Annotated in this window: 20 protein-coding genes and 3 pseudogenes; 13 read left to right on the forward strand and 10 right to left on the reverse strand. The window is 57.8% G+C overall.

Annotation, left to right across the window (positions count from 1 at the left end):
- Nucleotides 1-242: 242 nt before the first annotated feature.
- Both C5L10_RS34175 and C5L10_RS26000 read right to left on the reverse strand, forming a co-directional pair.
- The gene (locus C5L10_RS34175; RefSeq protein WP_105432019.1) at nt 243-491 is read right to left on the reverse strand and encodes a cytochrome d ubiquinol oxidase subunit II; all 249 of its coding nucleotides are present in this window, start codon (nt 489-491) and stop codon (nt 243-245) included.
- A 167-nt stretch (nt 492-658) separates the two neighbouring features.
- Nucleotides 659-814, reverse strand: coding sequence for a cytochrome ubiquinol oxidase subunit I (locus C5L10_RS26000; protein WP_105432020.1), 156 nt, complete (start codon nt 812-814; stop codon nt 659-661).
- Between the two features lie 179 nt (nt 815-993).
- On the opposite strand from C5L10_RS26000, the gene C5L10_RS26005 reads away from it, so the two are divergent.
- Nucleotides 994-1,755 (forward strand): histidine phosphatase family protein, encoded by a 762-nt coding sequence (locus C5L10_RS26005; RefSeq protein ID WP_105432021.1) that lies wholly within the window; start codon nt 994-996, stop codon nt 1,753-1,755.
- Entirely contained in the window at nt 1,752-2,630 is an 879-nt protein-coding gene (locus C5L10_RS26010; RefSeq protein ID WP_245448189.1) for an NAD(P)H-hydrate dehydratase, read from the forward strand. The genes C5L10_RS26005 and C5L10_RS26010 overlap by 4 nt, the downstream gene beginning before the upstream one ends.
- A 55-nt stretch (nt 2,631-2,685) precedes the next feature.
- Here the strand turns inward: C5L10_RS26010 and C5L10_RS33850 are convergent, their stop codons facing one another.
- Both C5L10_RS33850 and C5L10_RS26020 read right to left on the reverse strand, forming a co-directional pair.
- Nucleotides 2,686-3,009 (reverse strand): hypothetical protein, encoded by a 324-nt coding sequence (locus tag C5L10_RS33850; RefSeq protein WP_172717193.1) that lies wholly within the window; start codon nt 3,007-3,009, stop codon nt 2,686-2,688.
- Nucleotides 3,010-3,485: 476 nt separating this feature from the next.
- Nucleotides 3,486-4,449, reverse strand: a pseudogene (locus C5L10_RS26020) (IS481 family transposase).
- A 581-nt stretch (nt 4,450-5,030) separates the two neighbouring features.
- Between C5L10_RS26020 and C5L10_RS26025 the strand changes: the two are divergent.
- Nucleotides 5,031-5,294, forward strand: a complete 264-nt coding sequence (locus C5L10_RS26025) for a hypothetical protein (protein ID WP_105432023.1) — start codon at nt 5,031-5,033, stop codon at nt 5,292-5,294.
- Nucleotides 5,295-5,455: 161 nt separating this feature from the next.
- A complete protein-coding gene (locus tag C5L10_RS33855; RefSeq protein ID WP_172717194.1) occupies nt 5,456-5,656 on the forward strand; it encodes a hypothetical protein in 201 nt (66 codons plus the stop codon).
- 1,472 nt (nt 5,657-7,128) lie between these two features.
- On the opposite strand, the pseudogene C5L10_RS26045 reads toward C5L10_RS33855, so the two are convergent.
- Nucleotides 7,129-7,635, reverse strand: a pseudogene (locus C5L10_RS26045) (Tn3 family transposase); the annotation flags it as partial.
- A gap of 652 nt (nt 7,636-8,287) precedes the next feature.
- On the opposite strand from C5L10_RS26045, the gene C5L10_RS26050 reads away from it, so the two are divergent.
- Nucleotides 8,288-8,701 (forward strand): hypothetical protein, encoded by a 414-nt coding sequence (locus tag C5L10_RS26050; RefSeq protein WP_105432027.1) that lies wholly within the window; start codon nt 8,288-8,290, stop codon nt 8,699-8,701.
- A 212-nt stretch (nt 8,702-8,913) separates the two neighbouring features.
- Here the strand turns inward: C5L10_RS26050 and C5L10_RS26055 are convergent, their stop codons facing one another.
- The gene (locus C5L10_RS26055) at nt 8,914-9,231 is read right to left on the reverse strand and encodes a hypothetical protein (protein ID WP_105432028.1); all 318 of its coding nucleotides are present in this window, start codon (nt 9,229-9,231) and stop codon (nt 8,914-8,916) included.
- A gap of 560 nt (nt 9,232-9,791) precedes the next feature.
- Between C5L10_RS26055 and C5L10_RS33860 the strand changes: the two genes are divergently transcribed.
- On the forward strand, nt 9,792-10,061 hold the full coding sequence (locus tag C5L10_RS33860) for a hypothetical protein (RefSeq protein ID WP_172717195.1): 270 nt from the start codon (nt 9,792-9,794) through the stop codon (nt 10,059-10,061).
- Nucleotides 10,062-10,185: 124 nt separating this feature from the next.
- On the opposite strand, the gene C5L10_RS26070 is transcribed toward C5L10_RS33860, so the two are convergent.
- A complete protein-coding gene (locus tag C5L10_RS26070) occupies nt 10,186-11,130 on the reverse strand; it encodes a LysR family transcriptional regulator (protein ID WP_105432030.1) in 945 nt (314 codons plus the stop codon).
- Between the two features lie 88 nt (nt 11,131-11,218).
- Between C5L10_RS26070 and C5L10_RS26075 the strand changes: the two genes are divergently transcribed.
- The 5 genes from C5L10_RS26075 to C5L10_RS26115 all read left to right on the forward strand — a co-directional run bounded on the left by C5L10_RS26075 (nt 11,219) and on the right by C5L10_RS26115 (nt 15,369).
- Nucleotides 11,219-11,791, forward strand: a complete 573-nt coding sequence (locus C5L10_RS26075) for a DUF4440 domain-containing protein (RefSeq protein WP_105432031.1) — start codon at nt 11,219-11,221, stop codon at nt 11,789-11,791.
- Nucleotides 11,792-11,822: 31 nt separating this feature from the next.
- Entirely contained in the window at nt 11,823-12,047 is a 225-nt protein-coding gene (locus C5L10_RS26080) for a YgjV family protein (protein ID WP_105432032.1), read from the forward strand.
- 476 nt (nt 12,048-12,523) lie between these two features.
- Nucleotides 12,524-12,787 carry a hypothetical protein gene (locus C5L10_RS26090; protein WP_105432034.1) on the forward strand — a complete coding sequence of 88 codons (264 nt, stop codon included), beginning with the start codon at nt 12,524-12,526 and terminating at the stop codon, nt 12,785-12,787.
- 667 nt (nt 12,788-13,454) lie between these two features.
- Nucleotides 13,455-13,799 carry a hypothetical protein gene (locus C5L10_RS26100; protein ID WP_105432036.1) on the forward strand — a complete coding sequence of 115 codons (345 nt, stop codon included), beginning with the start codon at nt 13,455-13,457 and terminating at the stop codon, nt 13,797-13,799.
- Between the two features lie 1,303 nt (nt 13,800-15,102).
- A complete protein-coding gene (locus C5L10_RS26115; protein WP_105432039.1) occupies nt 15,103-15,369 on the forward strand; it encodes a hypothetical protein in 267 nt (88 codons plus the stop codon).
- Between the two features lie 928 nt (nt 15,370-16,297).
- On the opposite strand, the gene C5L10_RS26130 is transcribed toward C5L10_RS26115, so the two are convergent.
- A complete protein-coding gene (locus C5L10_RS26130; RefSeq protein WP_105432041.1) occupies nt 16,298-16,597 on the reverse strand; it encodes a response regulator in 300 nt (99 codons plus the stop codon).
- Nucleotides 16,598-16,605: 8 nt separating this feature from the next.
- Here C5L10_RS26130 and C5L10_RS26135 point away from each other — a divergent pair, with 8 nt between their 5' ends.
- Nucleotides 16,606-16,836: a helix-turn-helix transcriptional regulator gene (locus C5L10_RS26135; RefSeq protein ID WP_105432042.1), complete on the forward strand. Its 231-nt coding sequence runs from the start codon at nt 16,606-16,608 to the stop codon at nt 16,834-16,836.
- Between the two features lie 419 nt (nt 16,837-17,255).
- On the forward strand, nt 17,256-19,148 hold the full coding sequence (htpG, locus tag C5L10_RS26140; RefSeq protein WP_105432043.1) for a molecular chaperone HtpG: 1,893 nt from the start codon (nt 17,256-17,258) through the stop codon (nt 19,146-19,148).
- A gap of 453 nt (nt 19,149-19,601) precedes the next feature.
- Here the strand turns inward: htpG and C5L10_RS34995 are convergent, their stop codons facing one another.
- Nucleotides 19,602-19,907: a hypothetical protein gene (locus C5L10_RS34995; RefSeq protein ID WP_105432082.1), complete on the reverse strand. Its 306-nt coding sequence runs from the start codon at nt 19,905-19,907 to the stop codon at nt 19,602-19,604.
- Nucleotides 19,907-21,471 (reverse strand): annotated as a pseudogene (locus C5L10_RS26150) (IS66 family transposase). Before C5L10_RS26150 ends, C5L10_RS34995 begins: the two are co-directional and overlap by 1 nt.
- Nucleotides 21,472-21,508 lie beyond the last annotated feature (37 nt).

Below are 21,508 nucleotides of genomic sequence, written 5' to 3' on the forward strand. Positions count from 1 at the left end.
AAGGCGGCTACGGACTAAAGATGCCTATCGTGCTTCAGACCGTGCCAGGGTAAGAACGCCCACAGAGCGAGCAACAGCGGCCCAAATGCCGAGAAGAAGGCCGTAGGCCAGCCGAACCAGCGCTGGAAGTACATCGCGTTGATGAACGGCGTCCACAGCGATACCGCACGGATCGGCACCCAGAAGTCCAACGCTGAGAGGGCGCGCGAGATGTGGCACGGGATTGAATGTCGCCTGTGTCTTCAGGTAATCGCAGGCATGATGATCGCATACGCCAACGGGAACCCGGCCATGAGGCCGCCGCAAAGCGCCAGCGATGTCTCGTCGTCACAGACAGGCGCTATGGAGTTCGTCATCATATCCCGATCGCGCCTCTTGCGAAAGAACGGGAAGACAAGGTCAAACCCGTCGAACGCGACATAAGCAGGGACTGCAGAGGCAATGACGCCTGCCCAGATGATCGAGAGGTCAACGGTTATGGTGTCTTCCATGCGGATGGTCCTGCGCCGCACCCGGCGTATTTCCCGCCGTCGGTTCGGTCCTCCATTCAGTTCGAGATCCCCATCGAGTGGACTCGCGGCCGCCGCATCAGAGCCTTGATCTCGCCGTTCAGCTCAGGCGTCAGGCTCAGCGAGCCGAGTCTCGGAACCTCGATCGCCTAACGGGTGGTCTGCGCGTCGTCATCCGGTATGACGAAGAGGATGAGGGGCGCCCCGTCCGCATGTATGCCGTATTGTCCTTCAATGGCGGCGATCTTCGCGGGCTGATGTTCGAGGGTGTTCAGACCGTGCAGGTCGCCCACGAAGATCTGTATCGGCGTGAACGACCAAACAGGCGAAGAATTTCGCTCCGGAGGCGTTGAGTCATGGTGGGCACCCGATCATCCGGGCCTGGCGCGGAACTATTTGAAGTCATCCTGGTTTTCCGGAAGCTGCAACATTGATAGGCCCCGTCGCAGCCCTGATAAGTCGGAGTACATAAACCAGGAGCGACATGAAGCAGAACTGGCCGAAACAAATCTGGATCGTGCGCCACGGCGAAAGTGCTGGAAACGTTGCCCGTGATGCCGCCGATCTCGCAGGCCATGCCCGCATAGACATTGCAGAACGGGATGTCGACGTCCCCTTGAGTGCGCTTGGCCAACAGCAGTCTGACGCTTTGGCAGCATGGTTCGGCGACCTGCCCTCATCGGAACAACCCGATGTCATTTTGGCATCGCCGTACAAGCGGGCTGTTCGAACCGCAGAAACCATTGCCCAGCAGCTGTCGGCGCCGAAGGGGCTTCTCGTCAGCGTCGACGAGCGGCTGCGGGAAAAAGAGTTTGGCGTTCTTGATCGGCTCACGCGCCGGGGCATTGAGGAACTGCATCCCGATCAGGCGGAGTTCCGGCGAATACTAGGAAAGTTCTACCATCGGCCGCCTGCCGGAGAGAGCTGGTGCGACGTCATCCTGCGGCTGCGAAGCATGCTCGATACGATCAGCCTGCACTACGCTGATCATCGCGTCCTGATCGTTGCTCATCAGGTTGTCGTCTTGTGCATGCGCTACATCATCGAGGATTTGTCCGAGGAGCAGATCCTGGAGATCGATCGGCAGGGCGACGTGTCGAATTGTGGTGTCACTGAATACGTTGCTAGCTCGGACAAGGAGGTCGGAGGCGGCCTCGTCATGACGCGGTATAATTTTGTCGCGCCGCTTATCGAAGCCGGAGCGCCATTGACGGCTCAAAAAGATGCCAACGTGGCTGCGCGATGATGGACGTGCAGATCATCGACGCACAGTTTCTTAAAGCTCTGCCACTGCCGCAACCTGCGGAAGGCAGCAAGGAAGAACGAGGCCGTGTGTGCATTATCGGCGGCAGCAGAGAGGTTCCCGGAGCCGTCCTCCTGGCAGCGTTGGGCGCCATGCGGGCCGGTGCTGGAAAGCTCCAGATTGTCACTGTCGAAAGCCGTGCCGGAGCTTTGGCCGTGGCGATGCCCGAGGCATTGGTCATCGGTCTGCCGGAGACGCCAACAGGCGGACTGCAAACTGAGCCATTGACGTGCGCGGCCTCAAGGTGGGCTAACACGCACGCTTTGCTTGTCGGACCGGGAATGGTGGAAGAGCAAGACTGCCATGAGATTTTGAAATTTCTTCTCGATAACAGCGGCGAAGCAGTTATTGTCGTCGACGCCGGTGCCCTTCCGCGGATTACCGAGCTCGGCGTGGGCTTGCGCCAACGTACCGGCGGGGTCATCATCACCCCTCATGCGGGAGAGATGGCGAACCTGCTGGGTGTAGACAAAGAGGTGGTCGAGGCCGACCCTACGTCAGCGGCTTCACGCCTGACCGAAGAGTTCGGTGTGATCGTGATCATGAAGGGCAGCCAGACGGTCATAACCGCACCGGACGGGATGTGGCGCTACGAAGGCGGTGGTGTCGGACTGGCGACCTCCGGCTCTGGTGATGTTCTCGGCGGGATAGTGGCCGGACTAGCAGCGCGTGGAACCAAGCCGGTGGCCGCCGCCATGTGGGGCGTTTTTCTCCACGGCGAGGCGGGGTTGCAACTGGCAAACACGGTGGGTTCGCTTGGATTTCTAGCGCGCGAAATCCCGGACCTGATACCGAAGCTGATGAGCGAAACGACGTAATCAGCGCCGCGCCTGTGGGCTTTAGTCAGCCCTGCCGAGCACAGCCGGCACGTCATCACTTCTGACCGACCGGATCAGCCTGGTCGAAACGTGCCCGCGCCGCTTCAATTGTGCAGCAATTTCCGACGTTGGATTTCAGGGTTTCATCGCGGAATAAACAGACAGACTCAGTAGGCATCGAGAGCATGCCAGCGACGACGACAGGTTTATCCCAATTTTCGGTAACGCTGTCAAAAGTCGCATAGGAGAGCCGAACATGGAGAGAACAACACAAACGGCGGATATCACCAATCATGGATTTCCAGTCACGGAGCCAATGGTGCTGGCGCGCGCGTGTGCCGCCGCAGAGCCTTCGCATTTGACTTCTGTTGCTCGACATCCCCAACTCCGATTAGTTGCGATGGTACGTGTTCGGGCGAAGATCAATCTTACGGTTGCACCGCCTCATCCGGATGTCAGACACCGGCAAGAATGAGGTCACCTCTTGCTGCGGTGTGCTTGGGCGGACCGGCGCGGCTGCCACAATCTGATTATCGGACGCGAGTTCCTCTGAGGTTGCGTCGCGGGTGGGTTGGACCCGCCCTTCGCGCGACTTGCTTGCGCAGCCGGCCCATTTGGCGAGGAGACATTCCGAACGGAGAATTGCGAGCATCCGGGCAATACTACTTTTCCCGTGATGTTTTGGCCATCCTGAGAGAGCCGTCCGTTTAAGCCATCGTTTGCAGCTTCACCGAGGTTCTTCGGATCCATCGCGCTGGATTGAGAGATATTGAGCCACTGGAAGAGATCCGAACGACGATTTCGAACTCGCCGTTCGTTCCGTCGCCATAGTCAAAATTCAACCGGCCATGGTGACTAAGTGTTTAGTCCCGGGAATTGATGGATCGGATCGAGCCTGAATCTTTCGGGCTCTTTTGTCCAGATGCTGCAGATATATTCATACGGCGTTAGGCCTCTAAGGATCTTGAGCCGGCGGGCGAAATCGTATGCCGAGACGAAATCACCGATATTTCTGCGGAGCTGGTCGTGGCTGTCGTAGTGATAGCGTTTGACGGTTGCCTCCTTGATCGTCCGGTTCATCCGCTCGACCTGGCCATTTGTCCAGGGATGCTTGGGTTTGGTCAGCCGATGCTCGATGCTGTGTCGCCAGCATGCTCGGTCGAACGGAGCCCCCGGAACCGCGCGGTTGGTCCGTTGCGGTTCTTCGGGATGTCGGCGAACTGGATGCCGTTGTCGGTCAGCACCGTGTGGATCTTGTAGGGCACAGCTGCAACCAGCGCTTCCAGGAAGTCTGACGCTGTTCGGGTGGTAGCCCGATCGACCAGTTGGACGAAGGCGAACTTGGAGGTCCTGTCGATCGCGACGTAGAGGTAGAGCTTGCCTTCGGCGGTCTGGACCTGGGCTAGGTCGATGTGAAAATAGCCGATTGCGTAGGCCTTGAACTTCTTCCTCGACGGTTTGTCGCCCTCCACATGCGGCAGTCTCGAAATCCCATGGCGTTGCAGGCATCGATGCAATGACGATCTCGTCAGATGCGGGATTGTCGGCTGAAGAGCATAGAGGCAATCATCCAGCGCCAGCAGCGTGTGCCGCCGGAACGCGATGATGATTGCCTCCTCTTCTTCGCTGAGAACAGTTGACCGCGGCGCCTTCGGTCCGGTCTTGAGATCCTCGACCGTTGCCCGCTTGCGCCACTTCAGAACCGTCTTTGGATTGATCCCGTAGCTCCGGCTCTCTCCGCAGCCGAAGCTTGCGATCGCTGTAATGCTGCTCGGACTGCGTGCGTGGTCGTGGCGCTGCCGTGACGTATTTGGCCCATAGAGCTTCCTTCCATTCCGGGAAAAGATTGCACCATTAAATGCCGGGACTAAACAGTCTCGCTCGTTGCGGCGGCCGTTCACGTTGGTTGCCCTGGCGCAAGGGAACTGCCGCGGAATTCAGCAGTTGGAGATGCACTCAACCTCAAAAGAGTATTGGGTGCGCGCACATCGTGGCGGCGATCTTCGGGGGTCAAAACACCACCCCTTCTCGTATATATCCTGGTTGGCCTCTCGGGGCTCTACCAGATCATTCCGTTCTTCAAAGCCGTGTCGGTCGGCGAGCCGGCCGCCGAAGGCTCTCTCGGCCATCGGCACTGACCCAGAAAGCCGCAGCATGGAGGCCGCGGGCTCATAGCCTACGGCTTTTGCGATTGGGGCGGTGCTGGTCTATGGGGCACGAAATGGAACCTTTGTTAACAATTGTTATTATGTCGGGAGAATCCACTGTTGCTTGAAGGTGAGGTTTATGATCGCCGTTGTCTCCGTCGCCGTCGTTATGATCGTGCTCGCCGCAGTGCTCGTCTTTACCTCCTGCCGCAAGCAGCTTTACGACTGAGACCGTCTGAGGCGGAACATTCTGATGACCTGGGACGCAGACAAATTCTATGAGATGAACGAAGAGGCCCCGGTCCGCTTTGTTATCGGCATTGGCACTGGCTTGGCGAAGCCTGTCGAGATCGATGGAATAAATCTCTCCGGTGCGCTCGCCCTAATTCGAGAACAGGGACTTTCGGTCCAATCGTTCCTTGGAGTGGTTCATACCACAGCCCTCGATGAACCGATCGACACTGAGAAGCTGGGCGATCTGCTCCGCGTTCACGATCGTCGTACGGCCCAGCGATGAGAAGCCTAACAGGCTGTTGCTCATCGGCCGTTCTCCGTCGCGGCGGCGGCAAGGGCGGCTAGGATGCGATCAAACTTCCTGAAAGCTAACTCCTGTCCCTGCTTGACCATATCGGCAACCAGATCGTCGCCGCTTTGTCCGGCAGGAAAGAATGGGGATCGATGATCCGTGCGACTGGTGTCCGCGACCACGGAATTCCCGCAGCACTCAAGCGTAAACCCTTAGGGCGTCGTAAAACAATCAAGATGAACGTGGGCACTGGCGGTGGATCGGTCACCCTGTCCAGCAGCGGCAAGGGCCAGATGTCCTACCGGTACTCGTTCAAGGGCAATAACGCGTCAGCCACACTGGCAAAACACTAAGCAGCTCATGCGATGCTAGCGGCCCGGCTGTGCCCGGCCTTTTTTTGGCGCCCTTTGATGATCGAGCGCGGGCATTAGACTGTCGCAAGGTTTGCCGCCGCCATTTATATAGAACTCTCGGCGCTTGAAGAATGTCCCGAAGCTTGCATTGTCAGCCCGGGACGATCTGAACCTATTTAATGCTCGGTGGGATGAATGGTCACAAACCAGATTGACCAGCCTGTTCCATTGTAGCGGGCCCGAATCCATCATGTGCATGTCGAGGAACGCTATGGCGTCGGGCATCTCGTCCGGATCGGGAACATGGTCAGCCAAAGGCGCCATGACGCCGTCTAGCGTCATTTCCTCTTTTACCACGAGCGTCGGTGACTGAAACCTATTGGGAGCATGCGCTGGGTCATGCCAGCATTCTAAGGCGGCCGGCTCTGATGAGGAAGAGCCTCGGGGAATTCCCCGACCAAGCCGTCTCAGTGCGGGAGTTGGCGCAGCCACAATGGAACTACGGCAGTGGTGCGGCAGTTCGGCGCCTTCGATGGTCACAGCATTGGAAACGGCATGGCAACTCGGAAAAATAGAAGGGACCGGCAGAAACCAAAGTTTGGAGCCGGCACCATGATCCTCATCGGATCCTGCGTCGCGTTGGCGATAGGAGGCATCTTCATAGGAGCAATCGTCATCTATGGCGGTCTCCACGCTGGGTGACATTTAGTGGGCTGGAAACCGCAAGCGACGCTTCTAGTCTGCCTGATGATTCTGACCGAAGAGCAGCAAAACAGATATTCGAGGAAGGGACGCAGGCGGCGGTGCTCGCACAGAGTAGGCGAACTTGCCCGTATCTCGACGACGAGACGCCGGAGTGCACTTACATCTGGATCGGTCGCTGCCTAAACTCTGTGCTGGACTACAGTCGTTGGAACAGGTTGCACGTTCACTTGTTCTGATATCGAGGCTGGCGGATCAAGTGCCCTTGACGAGCCGGCCTCCCGTTGATGAGAAAGGTCCGCTCCGGCGGGCCTTTTTTTGTCGTTCTTCTCTGCCTTACTTCTTCGCAATCTTCTGGTCATGCCCCAGGCACTCGCCCTGCGTCCAGACACCCGCCCTGCGTCCAGACACCCGCCCCACAAACCCCAGCCACCGTGTTGTCGATCGCCTCCTGATCATCAGGCGTCGCGCCACGCGCGCCGATCAGCGACGTTCCAACAAGTGCCCTAGCCATGCGGGATAGTTGTCCCTTCGAGGCACTGACCTGCTGAGTTGAGGTACACGCCACCGCGCTCACGGCACATGCGACGGCTAAAGCGAGCCTTGTCAGCTTGATTGCTCAGTTCTCCTACGGCTTTGTCGGTTGCTGCCTGCATGGTGGGCGCTCGACGGCGTGCGCCTCCTCCTTGGCGTCCGGTAGCCACCAAACGGAATTGATGGTGGTGAAGACTGCGAAGCGGAGCGCAAAGCCCGCCGACCGCGCCGATCGTACGGCCGAGTTCGCGGAGCGCCCTGGCGAGATGGCTTTGATTCGGAGATGCGGACAGTTTCTTGAGGATGGTAGACGGCACCACGGACCGCGTCGTGATCGACGCCGCAAGATGGAGCAGATCGTCCCAATGATCGAGGATCAGATTGGCATTGATCGGCGCCCCGATGTGGTTCGACAGCGCCGGATATGCATCGCTCTTTTCGAACATGTGGAACTTCCGGTCTTTGAGATTGCGCAGTCGCGGTGAGAACCGCTTTCCGATCAAGGCGAACAGCCCGAAGATATGATCACTGGCACCCCCTGTGTCGGTAAAGCGTTCATGGATGTCGAGGACCGGTCCTGATCGAAGAGCCCATCTAGCACATAGGCCGCCTCGCTTTCGGTCGGACTGATGGGTAAATGCTGAAGTAGCCGTATTGATCTGACAGATGGCTATAGAATTTCGATCCGGGTTCACTGCCGTAATGCAAATGATGTCGCCGCGCTTTGCGGCTCGGTCTGTTGAGTTGCAGCAGGATTTGACCCATTTGTCAGTTCGCGCTGACCCGCAGAATGTAGGGTATCGGATTGATCGCAAACACGTTTCAGTCTGTGATCTCGGCGAAATGAAAAAATGGCTCAAACTTACGCGATAATCAACAGCGGCCGTCAAATGGAACGGCTTCAGGCTTTGTAGGTCAATATTTTCGCCGTTTCCAATCAGCGGCTACGTGGTGCGCGACCGCAAGCCCAAGGATTTCGTCGAATTCGACCGGTTGGACCGTCAGCGTGAGCGGTTCCGCCGAAGATCTCGATCGAGCCGTCGATGCGGCTTTCAGGGTCTCCAAGTAATGGCGCCACAAACCAGCCTATGATCGCGAAGATCATTCGCAAGGCAGCCGATATTTTGCGTGAAGGCGCCGTAGAGATCGGAATGCGTCGTTCTCGCCTACAAGCACGACGAGGACAGTAGACGCTCGGGCTCCGATCAGCTTCCTCGTCGTGCGCCGCCTCGAACTGGCGCAACGGGCGTTCAACATCGCGTGCCAAACCTCGGCAACACTGACGGGGAACCGCAGGACCGCACCTGACATGCGGCAGACATCTTGACACACTAGTATGAGCGTCACTAATTCCTGCTCCAGAGGGCACAATTGTTACAAGATGAGATGTACGCGATGATCAAGGGCCTTTTTGACGAACCGGTCTACGCCGGAAGCGGTCGTTATCTGGTCCAGGAAGTCGGGTGCGTCCACGACGCGCTCGACTATATAGAAGCTAGCTCCTTCCATGAGAACGATTTAATCGCCAAGGTGACTTGGCAGGCGTTGAGCAGATGCCTGGAAGGCCAACTGCCAGTCAGCGCGGCGCGCGAAACATTCTACCGGATGCTGAAAAAGAAGGGCCTGCTGATCGAACCCGAACGGCGCCAAACAACGGGCGGTATTCAGAGAGGGATGTCGCCTTGCCAGAGCTGGGGGCCCGGCTCTGGTGACCCGCAGCAGGCGCAAACAGCGCCTTCAAACGTGCGCGAGACGCAGTACAAGATCGCGCAGCAAGACTTTTGGCACAGAGTCGTAAACAGCGACTGAACGTCTGGAGCAGCAGCGGTCATGATTGTCACCTGAGTGTTGGTTCAAGGCCAGCAATGTCGAGCGTCCCGCAGAGCTGCATCAAGATTATCACCGATATATGATGAGGACATCATATACAGACAGAATGGCAATGCGCCGGCGTGCAAACGGCCTACGGCCTCTGCTCAGCCCGCGGCAACTGGCCAACAAACCTGTCGAACGGCGTTAGATCATGACGTCATCTCGATCGGCAAAAGCGTTGGCGGCAGTTCCCACACTAGCCTCTCGGGCATCACCTTTGCGATCGTCTTATACCATAGCACCAGCGAGCTGTGCAGGCGACGATGCACCCCGAAATTCGGCCACGGTCTGGCGGTGTCGCGATCCCGCTGCTGTTGGGCGACCTGAGAATCTATCGTCTTGAACAGGTAGCGATCGGCGAAACCCAGCCGTCGGTTGCGGATAGCCTCCCGGGTAAACTCCAACTGGGCAAGCCACTCGCCCTCGGGTGTCTTACCGATTTGCCACAAAGCCCAGGAGAAATGCAATTTTAAAGGATCCGTGTCGCAACGGCGACACCTTTAGCCTGCTCCACAGCAACAGCGTCGGTGGCATCGTCAACTTAACAGAATGTGGAGTACGATGCGCGATGACGGGCCACGAAAGACCGTGATCCCCTCTATCGCCGCCATCGCTTTCCCGCTGAAATCATTGCCCACGCTGTGTAGCTCTATTTCCGTTTCCCTCTCAGCCTGCGAATGGTCGAGGCCCACATCGTGCTTGAACCCAGTTCCCACACTGCCGACGTATTTGTAGCCGTCTCGGTCCCGGGCACCGAGAAGCCGACTGGCGATGCCGCCGGGAAGAGCCGTCGAAGGCTCATAGCCGATGATCGCGAAGCTGTCGTTCTGGACGCACTTTATCTTCAGCCAGTCGCCTGACCTGCTCCTTCTGATTTGAAGGCAGGTTAGGTGCGATGGGCTTTTAGTCGACTCCCACCGGCCGGATTGCTTACTTCGCAATTAACATCCACAGCCAATGTCCCAATTTGGTCCCGCGGTGGCGCGTCTTCGCCAATTGGCTTGCGATTGGCGAAGAGAGGAGCCAAATGAGCACGCGGCGCGGCTTCGACGACCCCCGTCGGAGCAGCCCGCAGGCCCGACGCAGTGCACACGAGGCATGCGTCGGGCTTCTTGGGGCAACCTGCACCACGACGCCTTTGGCTTGCCGCTGCGCTTCATATCTCTATTTCCTCTCTATGGGCGACATTTCCCCACCCACCGTCCCAGCCGGCAATGAGAAGCGACACCTGTTCTGCCAGCTGGCGATCGAGATTCCGATGCAGGATCTGATCCAGGCTGCAGTGAAGGCCGGATAAGACGAGCCCGAGGTGCAGACGGCTACGATAGAGATTGCTGACAAGCTCATGCTGGCGCATTGCTCGAATGCCGACTAGACGCGCTCCTGAAGGCTCTGAAACGGAATTTGAATAAGGCGAAGCCTTACGCCCTACGCATCGACCCTATCGTATTTACCAGCCAATCGATACCGGGGTCCGACAGAGCGGCTTTCGGCACCACCAGACTCATCTTGAACCTGCCGAATTCGACCGGTGCGTCTACGCACTCGATGCCGAAAGTCGTCTCGAACATCTGGACGAAGTGGCGCGGCAATGCGCAGACCAGTTCGGTGTCTGCCAGCACCGCTATTGCCTGCATGAAGCTCGGCACCGTTAGTGCGATCTGTCGTGTAAGCGCGTGCTGCTCCAGAACGGAATCAACGAAACCGAATGGATCGGCCGAATGGGAAACCACGACGTGCTTCATCTCGCAGTATCTGGCTAGGCTGGGGTCAAATTTGAAAGGATGCCCGGCGCGCATCGCCACCACGAAATCCTCCTCATAGAGAAGTTCATGCCGGAAACGAGCCGGAACGTCATCGTGGGGTATGATCGCGATGTCGATCGCCCGCTTTTCGAGGTCAACCAGGGCGTCTGCCCACGCTGATGCAATGGACGTTTCTCTGGGCCGGGGCAACAATTGGCGCAATCCCAGGGAAACCCGTGGAGCGTCGGAAGCGAGTTCGTGCAGAAGAGGGTGTAGAAACACCGACGACGCTCCATCAGGTGCCCCGATCGTGAAGCGGCGCGACGAGCGTTTGGGGTCGAAGGCCTCGGAGCTAATGATGATCCGGCGCACCCGGTCGAGAACCTCGCGAACCGCTTCTGCAATTTCCAGGGCACGATCCGTCGGGACTACGCCTCTCGGTGTTCGCATGAACAGAGGGTCACCCAAAAGGACACGAAGCCTCCCTAGCCCGTGACTGACAGCGGAGGGCGAGAGGTTGAGGCGTTGAGCGGACCGTCCAACATGGCGTTCTTCCATGACGACTTCGAACAGCACGAGGAGGTTGAGATCGGCTCTAGAAAGATCAATCTTATTCAGCATATCGCTGAAATCATATCATTGGATTCAGTACCGGACAAATGAGATTCCTTCCCCGCGCCAGCAACGCAGATCACTGGAAGGAAAAGTTATGTGCAACATATTCTCAATCTTCAGGAACGCTTCAACCAAATCGACGGCTCCAAAGGGCGCTGCGTCGCCCTGCACCCTCGCCGCGGACGCATTCTCGGAGCTCTTGCTCCTCAATGACCCCAGCTTGGCCGCCTCGTCAGAGACAGTCGCCGCTCTCATCCAGCGCACAGAGGAACAGGCTCAAGCGTTCAACTCGGGCGACATGGTGAGGTGGCATAAGATGACGCGGCTATCGGACGACTTCACCTTGATACAGCCGTTTGGAGGCCCCCCAACCCAAGGCTTCGATGGCAGTGCGGCGCATCTGGCCGAACTGGCACGTTCCTTCCGAAACGGCGACGCGAAGCTAGAGATGGTGACCAGCTATGCCTCCGAGGATCTGGTAGTCCTAGTGTTTGTGGAGCGCCAGCACGGCGAAGTCTACGGTCTGCCGGATCAGGACTGGTCGCTGCGCGTCACCCAGGTCTATCGCCGCGTGGACTCGTCATGGCAGCTAGTCCACCGCCACGCCGATCCCCTCGCGAGGCCAATTGGCCTTGCTAGAGCCGCGGCGCTGGCGCGCGGCGAATAACCGGCGGCGTGACTCTAGCGGAGATCTAAAAATGAACTCATGGATCGAAATCATCGGCTTTGCTGGCAGCTTCCTGACCGTAATAACCTACCTGACGCAGCGCATGGTTCGGCTTCGCGTATTGGCGATAGCGAGTAGCCTGTGCTTCGCGGTCTATGGCACCATGATCGGCAGCCCGCCGTTGATACTCATGGAGGCTGCTCTCCTACCCATCAACGCGTGGCGGCTCTACCAAATCGCAACGGAGGAGGCTTAACCCGCAGACTGGCAGCGGGATCCGAAGTCGGCAGTCAATTGCAAGGTTGGACACACGGCAAATCCCATGACGTTGGACGTACCGGCAGCGGCAATGCAACGCTTTCAGCCATTGCCGCCCTTGCAGCTGTCCCCAAGTGTGATTTCGTCCGCCACCGGCGCGATCTTGCTGGAGCGTTCGGACGTTGATGCGTCGAAAAATCCCGCTGAACGGATATGTTTCAAAAAGAAGCCCGCCAAAGCGGGCCGAGTTGAGGGACTGTCTGGAGTAGTCTGGAACGCTGCGGAGTGCGGTGAAGTGCTGATGGATGGAAGGGCCGCTGCGTCTGTTATTCCAACTGCGACTAAAGGCGAACGTTCCGTCTCCTAAGCCGATATCCTTGTCGCCCCCTCATTTTTGAAAGTTACCCTTTACCCCTACGTGGCTATACCTATGCGGGTGATGGTCCGAGGGAGACGGAATGGAATTGGCTGTCTTTGGATATCAGATCGTGCCTGGCTCGTGACGAGCCCTTGGCCTTCGCGGCTTCCCTTGAGGAATGCCAGCGCGAAGCCCTGTACGAGCGTGAAGAGCTCCGGCGAAATGACCCGGATCTAGAGCCTTTGGGGGCCATGGCCATATATCGCTTCACTTTGGCTTGGCCCGATAGCGAAGGGCTGCTTGCGGTCTTGAACGAGAAGACTTCGCTGCTCGACGCCAATGTTGTCGATCGCAAGCGTGTAGGTGTTGTGGCCGACTGAAATTTGCGTCCACTACGACGCGCCTCCCTTGCTGACCCACCACCGGCTCGCGGCGGCGAATTAACCGGACGAGCCGCAAGAACATTTGGTAGACTCACCCTACTAAAGTCTATAGGTTTTTGCTGTCGCTGTGGGCCTGAAATCTCATGCGCCTGTTTAAAGGGTGAGATTATGAATGAACCGGCCGTAGAGTTATTCCAGTCAGAAGATAAGTGGGTCGTGAGGATATCTGAGGCCGGAGAGACGGAAGATCGTGTCTTTCAAATCGAGAGCCATGCAGCTTCCTACGCCGCAGGACAATCGATCAGGCTCGGAATCCAACCGCCCGCGGTCGATGACTCGGTAGCCGCTTAGGGGTTGCTCCCGGCTGTGGCGAACGCGGACGCTGACGGGAAACAGGCATCGGGAGACGCGCTGAATTCGACATCCGCGTTCGTTGCATACACTAGAGCAATCCGCGGGGTTCCGATTGAGCCCAATTTTATTTCTATACCTAATCGGGCACCTTTCGCGGGCGTTCGTCCCCGCATCCCATAAGCCTTAAAAAGAATCCCTGTTGACTCATCGTCCTACTAGAACATAACTAGAACATCTGATCGCGACAGAAGGCGGCTATCCACGATTCGTCCACATCCTGATCGACATGCTTAGGCGTGAAGGAGAAGTCGTGTCTAAAGGCGGCAATGGCCTGAGGCATCTTGGGGAGCCCATCTGCGCCAAATGCGGCGGCGGGCTGGTCTATGAAGGCGACGCGCCGGCGCCAGACCACATCATCGAGTGCGAGAACGCGAAGTGCGGGCGCAAAGGCAACTATGCCGAGGTGACGGCCGACTGCGAAGCGATCTACGCACAGTTCCAGGATTGGTATCTTCAGCAGTCCGCTCTGGGCGGGCCGACAATGAAGGAGATCCGAAGATGGAAGCCCAAGGGCAAGCGCAAATTCACGATGAAAATCGTGGGCGCTGGTAAGGCCGGTGACCTCAAGCGGGATTTCAAAGCGATCGAGCTGTGACATCTGCTTGGAACAGGAAATACCGGTGGGTGCGGGCGTGGCCTGGCAAAACGGGCCTGAATGGTAAGCTCCACGAGGACTACGTTGGCCACGACGGGAAAGCGTATATCGGGAGGATTTTTCTCGACCAGCAGACCCTGAAGGTCGGCAAGTGGCGCTGGGTAGGTGGAATGCCGGCGCAGTGCCGCACGATGACGATGCCTAATAGCGGATGGCTTCCGACGGCTGCCGAGGCGGCGAAACAGGTCGAGGACTATTGGGATGCTATGCTTGCAAACGCTGGGATACATAAGAAATGAGCGGTGAACGCACTGCCTCTCACCCAGCCGCCCCGGTGCATTTCGAGCATTGGTGCGAGCATCCTGGCTGCAGGGAAGGGGAGGCTTCTGGTTCGAGCGCGACAAGTCCAAACCGGACTGTTTCTGTATGGAGCATCGACCGGAGACCTATCGCGGCGTGCAGGTGCGACAAAGCCTGGAAGAAATCCGGAAAAACGGCCCGCGGAAGCGAGCCTAGATCTCAGGACAGGTTGGGTGGTGAACGCGGAAGTTTTATGGGAGACGAAGCTTCCGGGGAGAAGCACCTCCGCGTTCGGGCATGTAACTTGGCGGCGGACCAATAGTTTCGGAGGCCGTGAGAAATGGCGACTATGTGCGGAAACGTGCCAACCGCGGGCCAGCCCCGAAAGGTTCTGAACTATTCGCAAGGCGAATGCCTTGGCTCATCCTTAGAGAGGAAGGTGCAATAGCCAATCAGGCCACCCTTCCTCGCCTTATTGGCGCCGGCAGCTTCAGCTGCCTTGATGACGGCATCCTTCAGCAGGGCAGCGTTTTCTTCGGTGTGCCCTTGACGCGACCCTTGCCCGCGGCGGGAGGCTTTCTACTAGGTCACTACTTTGCTGGACTCTTCTAACGTTCAGATGCAAGTTAGTTTGTGTTCAGGAAGAATCGAATGACCCGCCCAAAATTGTTGGCAGTAAGCGCCGGTACGGTTCTCGCTTCCCTCGTGTGCGCTGTGGAAGCGGCCGCTTATTGCTCAGAGCTCAGCGCCCCATCATGCGCTAACCGTTACGGCGCGTTTGATGATGAGTGGGAATTTGATCGCTGCAACAGAGGCCGAGAGCTTCAAAGATGATGTTGAGACCTTCGTGCGCTGCAACAACAACGAGGCTGAAGCTGCCGTTAGCGCGGCTCGCAGAGCGAACGAGAGCGCCGCGTCCGAATACCGCGACGCAGTCGATTCATTCAACCGCCGGGCACGTTCAAACTGAAGCCGGCAGCGCTACGGTAATCTTGGAGATCAGATGGACGATCAATCACGACGTATCCAGCACCTCAGCAGTTCCCACGATGGAGCGGTAGCAGTTGCTGAAGAGGCTCTTTCTGCCCTGATCCAATGCCTTGGAGTAAAGGCTATTCCCATCCTGGACGGTATTGAAACCCGGCTGAATGACCGTTTCAATAATTCAGAAATGCCCCCCGAACCTGAAATGCGGCACGCCGAACTAGTGAAGCCGGTTCTGGATGAGGTCACGCGATTGATCTCAAGCGCAAGAGATCAACTCATATAGCGTCGGGCAGAAGGATCTAACGGCTAGCCAAATCCACTACTGGTGGAGATACTTCAAGCATAATCGACCTCAGCGGGCGAAGAGTGCGGAACTTTGCAGCTCTGCACAGGTTAGCGCTCGATGAAACACCGAACCCCTAGCCGACTCAGGTAGGATCAGGTTTGTCCTGACAATATCCTTGGCGTCTATCTCGTCCTGCTCATCCCTAGAGAACCTGAGCAGGGTCAGACGCCGCCGAGCCGGACAAAAGATCGCACTGACACGCGGGCGCGAGATCGGCCAGATCCTGCTGAAAGAGGGCACCGCGCGTGAGTGGCGGCCGGGTAACAGGAACGACTGGTGCAAATAGAAAAAAGCCCCGCAGCCAGTGAAGGCTACGGGGCTCAGGTCCGCCTGGAGGGTTGTGGCTGCAGCATAGCATAGGTGGTAAAAGTTGCTAGCCTCCAGGGAAAATAGTCCGCCAGTAAGGCGCGGTCGCGCCGCCGGAGGGGCCGCTGAGCTTATAGTAGTCTGATCGGCAGCCCGTTATGCCGTTCGTATTCCTGCTCTGGTATGTATATGTCCGGCGGCATATCCTCCAGCCGTGGCGTGTCGAGGATTTTGATGTTGCCGCGCGTTGCCTTTATCGCGTGAACACCTTCCAGGACTGGAGTTTGGTCTGTGACGCCGGAGCGGCGGACCCCAGCATGGGCGACAGGAACTCGAGCGTGAGCAGCAGGTCGTCATATCAAAGCCGGTTCTGGCACATCAGGATCCACCGCGCCAAACGCTCAGACATTTTCTAGCGTGCATTGGCAAGAGCCGATTGCGAAAGTTGAGTTGAATTCGCAGCAATGAGATTAAGTCCTTCGCGCGGAACGATCGGTTCCATCAAAAGGGTATTGACAGTGAGCAAGCTGAAGACGCCACATTGGACGGCTTTTTGCCGTTATTGGGGCGCGGCCGCCAGCATCGCCAAAACGTCGTTCAGCTGTTTCTGGCTGAAGGGTTTAGCCAACCGCGCCAAGCCGGCGCCCTCGCCGCCCGGTAGTTCGGCATATCCCGTAGCAAGGACCACTGGGATTTCTGGATATTGCTCAGCAATTCGTTTTGCGAGTTCCGCTCCCGTCATCTGGGGCATGGCATGATCCGTGATGACCACATCAGGACGCGGTCCCTCTCGCAGAAGCCGGAGCGCCTCTTCTCCCGAACTCGCCTCGAGCACCGTGTGTCCTAGATCTTCGAGCATAATGCGGCCTGTCCCGGACTCGGTTCTCAGAACATTGCAAGCGGCTGACCAACATGACGCCGCGCCAATATCTGCAGGATCTGCGACTGGAAGAGGCCTCGCGCCTGCTGAAATCACCGGACCACAACAGCGTCACGGAAATCGCTTTTTCCTGCGGCTTTAACTCTAGCCAATACTTCTCCAACTCTTTTCGCAAACGATACGGCCGTGCGCCGAACGCTTCGCGGGGGCTGGCGTGAAGCTGGACATCGCTTATCCCTCCCTTTTGCAGCTTCGCAGTTCCATCAACTGCTCCTGCTTCCTCGATCGGCTCTAGCATCAAGGGGGCAGAACAAGATTTGTGCGAAATCGTACGCTAACCGAATTCGTGTTTATTTCCGTAGTTTGCCGCCTGTCCTCAATATGAAGTTTAGGGTGAAATGCTATATAGGCCCCGGTCTTGGGAACGAATATCGATCTCAAGCATCACTTTCTCGGCTAAACGTACGGTTTCGCACTAATCTTGCTCTGACCCCATGTTGCCGATCAGTGTGTCATCAGAGGAAGATAGGAAGCAGTCTAGAGACGCTCCCGGATGCTCGTCCTGGCAGCAGATAGCGCTTGAAATCCAATCGCGGGAAACCATCTCACCGGCGATTTCTGCACGATGGAGTTATTAATGACGACAGTAGAAGAGCGGCAGCCCGAGCAACACGTATTCGAAGCCGATGTCAGCCGACTCCTGCACATGATGGTGCATTCGGTTTACTCGGACAAAGATGTGTTCCTCCGGGAATTGGTCTCGAACGCGGCGGATGCCTGCGAAAAGCTGCGTTATGAGTCGATTTCCAGGCCGGAGCTCTCGTCCGATGGGACCCAGCCGGGAATTCTCGTGAGCCTCAGTGAGGAGGCGAAGACACTCGTTATCGAGGACAACGGCATCGGCATGAACCGCGGCGAGATGATCGACGCGCTCGGCACGATCGCACGCTCCGGAACCAAGGCGTTCATGGACCGGCTTGAGGCGGCCAAAGCTGGGGAGAAGGCGGAACTGATCGGCCAGTTCGGCGTCGGCTTCTATTCCTCGTTCATGGTCGCTGACCGGGTCGATGTGGTCTCTCGCCGCGCTGGCGAGGGCGAGGCCTGGAAATGGTCATCCGACGGCAAGGGAAGTTATGACGTCGTTGCGGTCGATCTCGGCGAAGCGCCGGCGAGGGGAACGCGTGTCGTGCTGCATCTCATGGAGGATGCGAAGAAATATACCAGCAAATGGACGGTCGAGAAGATCATCCGTGATCAATCCGGCCACGTGCCCGTGCCTATCCGTCTCATCGAGAAGGACGGTGCCGAGCCGTCGCAGATTTCCGACGGCGCCGCACTTTGGACAAAGCCGAAGACGGAAATATCCAAGCAGGACTACGACGATTTCTATCGTGGTGTGTCCGGCCAATATGACGAGGCGCTGGCCAATATCCATTTCCGCGCGGAGGGTCGCCACGAATATACGACGCTTGCCTTCATCCCCGGTTCTCAGCCCTTCGACCTGTTCGATCCGGACCGTCAGGGTCGCATGAAGCTCTACGTGAAGCGCGTCTTCATCACCGATGAAGCCGAGTTGCTGCCGCGCTATCTGCGGTTCGTGCGCGGCATTGTCGACACCTCGGATCTGCCGCTCAACATCTCCCGCGAGATGATCCAAGAAAGTCCCGTGCTTGCCGCCATCAAGAAGGGCGTGACGAGCCGGATCCTTTCCGCCCTAGAGAAGATGGCCGAAGGCGAAGCCGAGACGTTTTCCAAGGTCTGGGATCTGTTCGGCGCCATTCTCAAGGAAGGTATTTACGACGACTTCGAACGGCGCGCGCAGTTGCTGAAGCTGGCGCGCTTCCGTAGTACCGTGTCCGGCGAGGCAACTCGGAGCCTGGCCGACTACCTGGCCGGAATGAACGAGGGGCAGTCGGCGATCTATTACATCAGCGGCTCCAGCCTGGACCAACTGAAATCGTCGCCGCAACTCGAGGGTTTTCGGGCCAAGGGTATCGAAGTCCTTCTGCTTACCGATGGCGTAGACAATTTCTGGCCGACCAACGCCCCAGATTTCGGGGGCAAGCCTTTCAAATCGATTACCCAGGGACTTGCCGATTTGAACACTTTGGCCGGCGAGGAAGGCACCGATGAAGGTGGTCGGCAAGCGTCTCCCGAAGTCGGGTCGTTCATCGATTTCGCTCGAAGCACCCTCAGTGAGGAGGTTGCTGACGTGCGGGTTTCCGATCGGTTGACCGAAAGCGCGGTCTGCCTTGTCGCGTCGGAGCATGGCCCCGATCGCCAACTCGAAAAACTCCTCCAAGGGGCAGGGCGGTTGCAAGCGGCATCGAAGCCGATCCTGGAGATCAATGCGCAAAGCGAGCGCGTCAAAAGCATCGCCTCAATGGGCGATCAGGCATTCCGCGAGGACGCGGCGTGGCTTCTGCTTGACGAAGCACGCATTCTTGATGGCGACAAACCAGCCAACCCGCGCGCTTTTGCCGACCGGCAGGCCAGACTGTTTGCGCTTGCGATCGGGCACCGCAAGTAACATACATTGGCGAGGTGGCCCTTGGCTGCCTTGCCAGTACACTTGACCCGATAGGTCGATTAGCGGTCGCTAATGGTGTGCGTGCTAGAAGTGTGATGCATTGTTTTCTCGAATGAGAGTTTCAAATCAGCGCCTGTTGCACCTTATGCGCAGCCCACTATGCTTCTGTCGTTTTCCGCAGCTTTTGGTTTTCCATGGGCCCGATTCAACGGGTCGACGGTTCCGCTCCGTTCAGCAATACGTTCGATCGATCATTGCTAAGCTGCCGTACAGCGCGTTCTGGCTGTTTGTCAGGACATAGGGGAATCCGCGGCGCGCCCCGAAAGACCGGCGGCTGCAGCAACTGGGGAAGATTCGACCGGCACCATTGGGGAGTATTGCTCCGGTACTGACAGACCGCGATCGAACGTGAGCGTCCGGCGAACGCATTTTTCGGGTGTCGAGAGATGGAAGCTATAGGGCGCGTTTCATCTCATCGGCCATGATGCGGTCGATTATTCCAGGATCGCACTGTGTGTCGATGAGGAACTCGCGGATACCGCCGTCCCACGTCCTGATGTCGGCGAGTAGGCTTTGAAGTTCTTCGATGCCATTCTCGGTCAGACCCTTCGTGCCGTCTTCAGTGCCATCGCTAACGTAAACCAGTTCGCCCTCGGAGATGTTGTCCGAATTTGCGGTCACTTCTTCGATCAGTTCGAGGTTCTCGCCGATCATGCCGGCGACTTGGCTGAGTGTGTAGATGAACCTCGAGCGCGCCATCAGGCGGCCTCGCATCGAGCGTTTGCTGGCGTCCAGTTCCAGGGCAGCAGGTCTTCAATTCGATCCTTGGGATGATCCTGGATCCGGGCGAGGACATCTGTCAGATACACCTCCGGATTTTGGCCGTGCAATTTGACCGTTTCGATGATGGTCAGGATGTTGGCGATGCGCTCACCGCCCTTGTCCGAGCCGGCAAACAGCCAGTTCTTCCTTCCGATTCCAAGCGGACGCATGGCTCGTTCAGCGATGTTGTTGTCGATTTCGACACGGCCATCATCGATGTAGACACACAAGGCTGTCCATCGCGACAGCGCATATCGCATCGCCTCGGCGAGCCTCTGCTTCTGTGGCAAAGTTGAGAGTGTCGCCTCGATCCAGGCCTTGAGCTCGTCCAGAATGGGCCGAGCATGTTGTTGGCGCAGGGTGCGCCGCTCGTCAGCCGACATGCCTCGGATACGGTTCTCGATATCGTAGAGAGCGCCGATGCGCGACAGTGCTTCCTCAGCGATCGGAGAAGGCTTCAGCTTGATCACATCATGGAACTTGCGGCGCACATGCGCCATGCAGGCGGCTTCAATGATCTGGTTGCCGTAGAGTTTCTTGTAACCCCCGTAGCCGTCGGCATGCATGACGCCGCTGAAGCTTGCCAGGTGATCAGCCGGATGCGCGCCCTTGCGGTCAGGGCTGTAGTAATAGGCGATGGCTGCGGGAGTGGCGGATTGATAGCCACTGCCGTCAAAGACGTAGACCCAGACCCTGCCGGTTTTTGTCTTGCCCCGCCCGGGGTCGAGAACATCGACCGGGGTATCGTCCGTATGTATTCGGTCGAGTGCTGCGATATGGGCCCTGATTAACAGGACAAGTGGTGTCAGCAATGCAGATACGCGGCCGGCCCAGTCAGCCATCACGGATCGGGAGATGTCTATCCCCAACCGGTCGTACATCTCTGACAGGCGGTAGAGGGGAATGTGATCGTCGAATTTGGCGATCATGATATGGGCGAGCAGTCCCGGCCCGGGTTTGCCGCGCTCGATCGGCAAGGTCGGCATCTCGCCAGCCACTGTCGTATCGCATTCCCTGCAGATCATGCGCTTCTCGACATGCCGGACAATCTTGACCGACGCCGGCACGTGCTCCAGCACCTGGACCACTTGTCGGCCGCCTTCAGGAACGAAGTGCCACCGCAGGTCGGGCAGTTGCAGGGAGCCGCATAGACCAGTTCTTCGGTGGCGAGATCATCGGGTAGAGGCTTGCGCTTCGGCTTCTCGGATGCGTCGTCCAACTCCGGCAGAGGAGTTTTCCCGGAGCGCAGTTCAGCCTCGGCCCGGGAGGCCTCGATCTCCTCCAGCATCAGCTCGAATTGCTCGATCTTCCGGTCGATCTTTTCCGAAGACGCGCCATGCTGCCGATGTCGGAGAAGCTCCAGTTGCGCGCGAAGAAGTCCGATTATGGAGTCTCGCTTGATGACCTTGGCTTCCTGGCTCTCAAGTTTCGCCGCCTGTTCCGCGACGAGTGCGCGCAAAGCAGTGAGCTCGTCCTGACTGTCCAGCGGCGCTGTTTCCATACCCGCGAATCTAGCCAATTTGCCTCTGATGCGCCAG

Source organism: Neorhizobium sp. T6_25, from assembly GCF_002968555.1.
In the GTDB taxonomy this organism is placed as follows: domain Bacteria; phylum Pseudomonadota; class Alphaproteobacteria; order Rhizobiales; family Rhizobiaceae; genus Neorhizobium.

Bases quoted from the DNA above. Each gene is read 5' to 3' on its own strand.
- C5L10_RS34175 (WP_105432019.1), bottom strand. From the start codon at position 491: ATGGAAGACACCATAACCGTTGACCTCTCGATCATCTGGGCAGGCGTC.
- C5L10_RS26005 (WP_105432021.1), top strand. From the start codon at position 994: ATGAAGCAGAACTGGCCGAAACAAATCTGGATCGTGCGCCACGGCGAA.
- C5L10_RS26010 (WP_245448189.1), top strand. From the start codon at position 1,752: ATGATGGACGTGCAGATCATCGACGCACAGTTTCTTAAAGCTCTGCCA.
- C5L10_RS33850 (WP_172717193.1), bottom strand. From the start codon at position 3,009: ATGTCGAGCAACAGAAGTCAAATGCGAAGGCTCTGCGGCGGCACACGC.
- C5L10_RS26025 (WP_105432023.1), top strand. From the start codon at position 5,031: ATGACCTGGGACGCAGACAAATTCTATGAGATGAACGAAGAGGCCCCG.
- C5L10_RS33855 (WP_172717194.1), top strand. From the start codon at position 5,456: ATGATCCGTGCGACTGGTGTCCGCGACCACGGAATTCCCGCAGCACTC.
- C5L10_RS26050 (WP_105432027.1), top strand. From the start codon at position 8,288: ATGATCAAGGGCCTTTTTGACGAACCGGTCTACGCCGGAAGCGGTCGT.
- C5L10_RS33860 (WP_172717195.1), top strand. From the start codon at position 9,792: ATGAGCACGCGGCGCGGCTTCGACGACCCCCGTCGGAGCAGCCCGCAG.
- C5L10_RS26070 (WP_105432030.1), bottom strand. From the start codon at position 11,130: ATGCTGAATAAGATTGATCTTTCTAGAGCCGATCTCAACCTCCTCGTG.
- C5L10_RS26075 (WP_105432031.1), top strand. From the start codon at position 11,219: ATGTGCAACATATTCTCAATCTTCAGGAACGCTTCAACCAAATCGACG.
- C5L10_RS26080 (WP_105432032.1), top strand. From the start codon at position 11,823: ATGAACTCATGGATCGAAATCATCGGCTTTGCTGGCAGCTTCCTGACC.
- C5L10_RS26115 (WP_105432039.1), top strand. From the start codon at position 15,103: ATGGACGATCAATCACGACGTATCCAGCACCTCAGCAGTTCCCACGAT.
- C5L10_RS26130 (WP_105432041.1), bottom strand. From the start codon at position 16,597: ATGCTCGAAGATCTAGGACACACGGTGCTCGAGGCGAGTTCGGGAGAA.
- htpG (WP_105432043.1), top strand. From the start codon at position 17,256: ATGACGACAGTAGAAGAGCGGCAGCCCGAGCAACACGTATTCGAAGCC.
- C5L10_RS34995 (WP_105432082.1), bottom strand. From the start codon at position 19,907: ATGGCGCGCTCGAGGTTCATCTACACACTCAGCCAAGTCGCCGGCATG.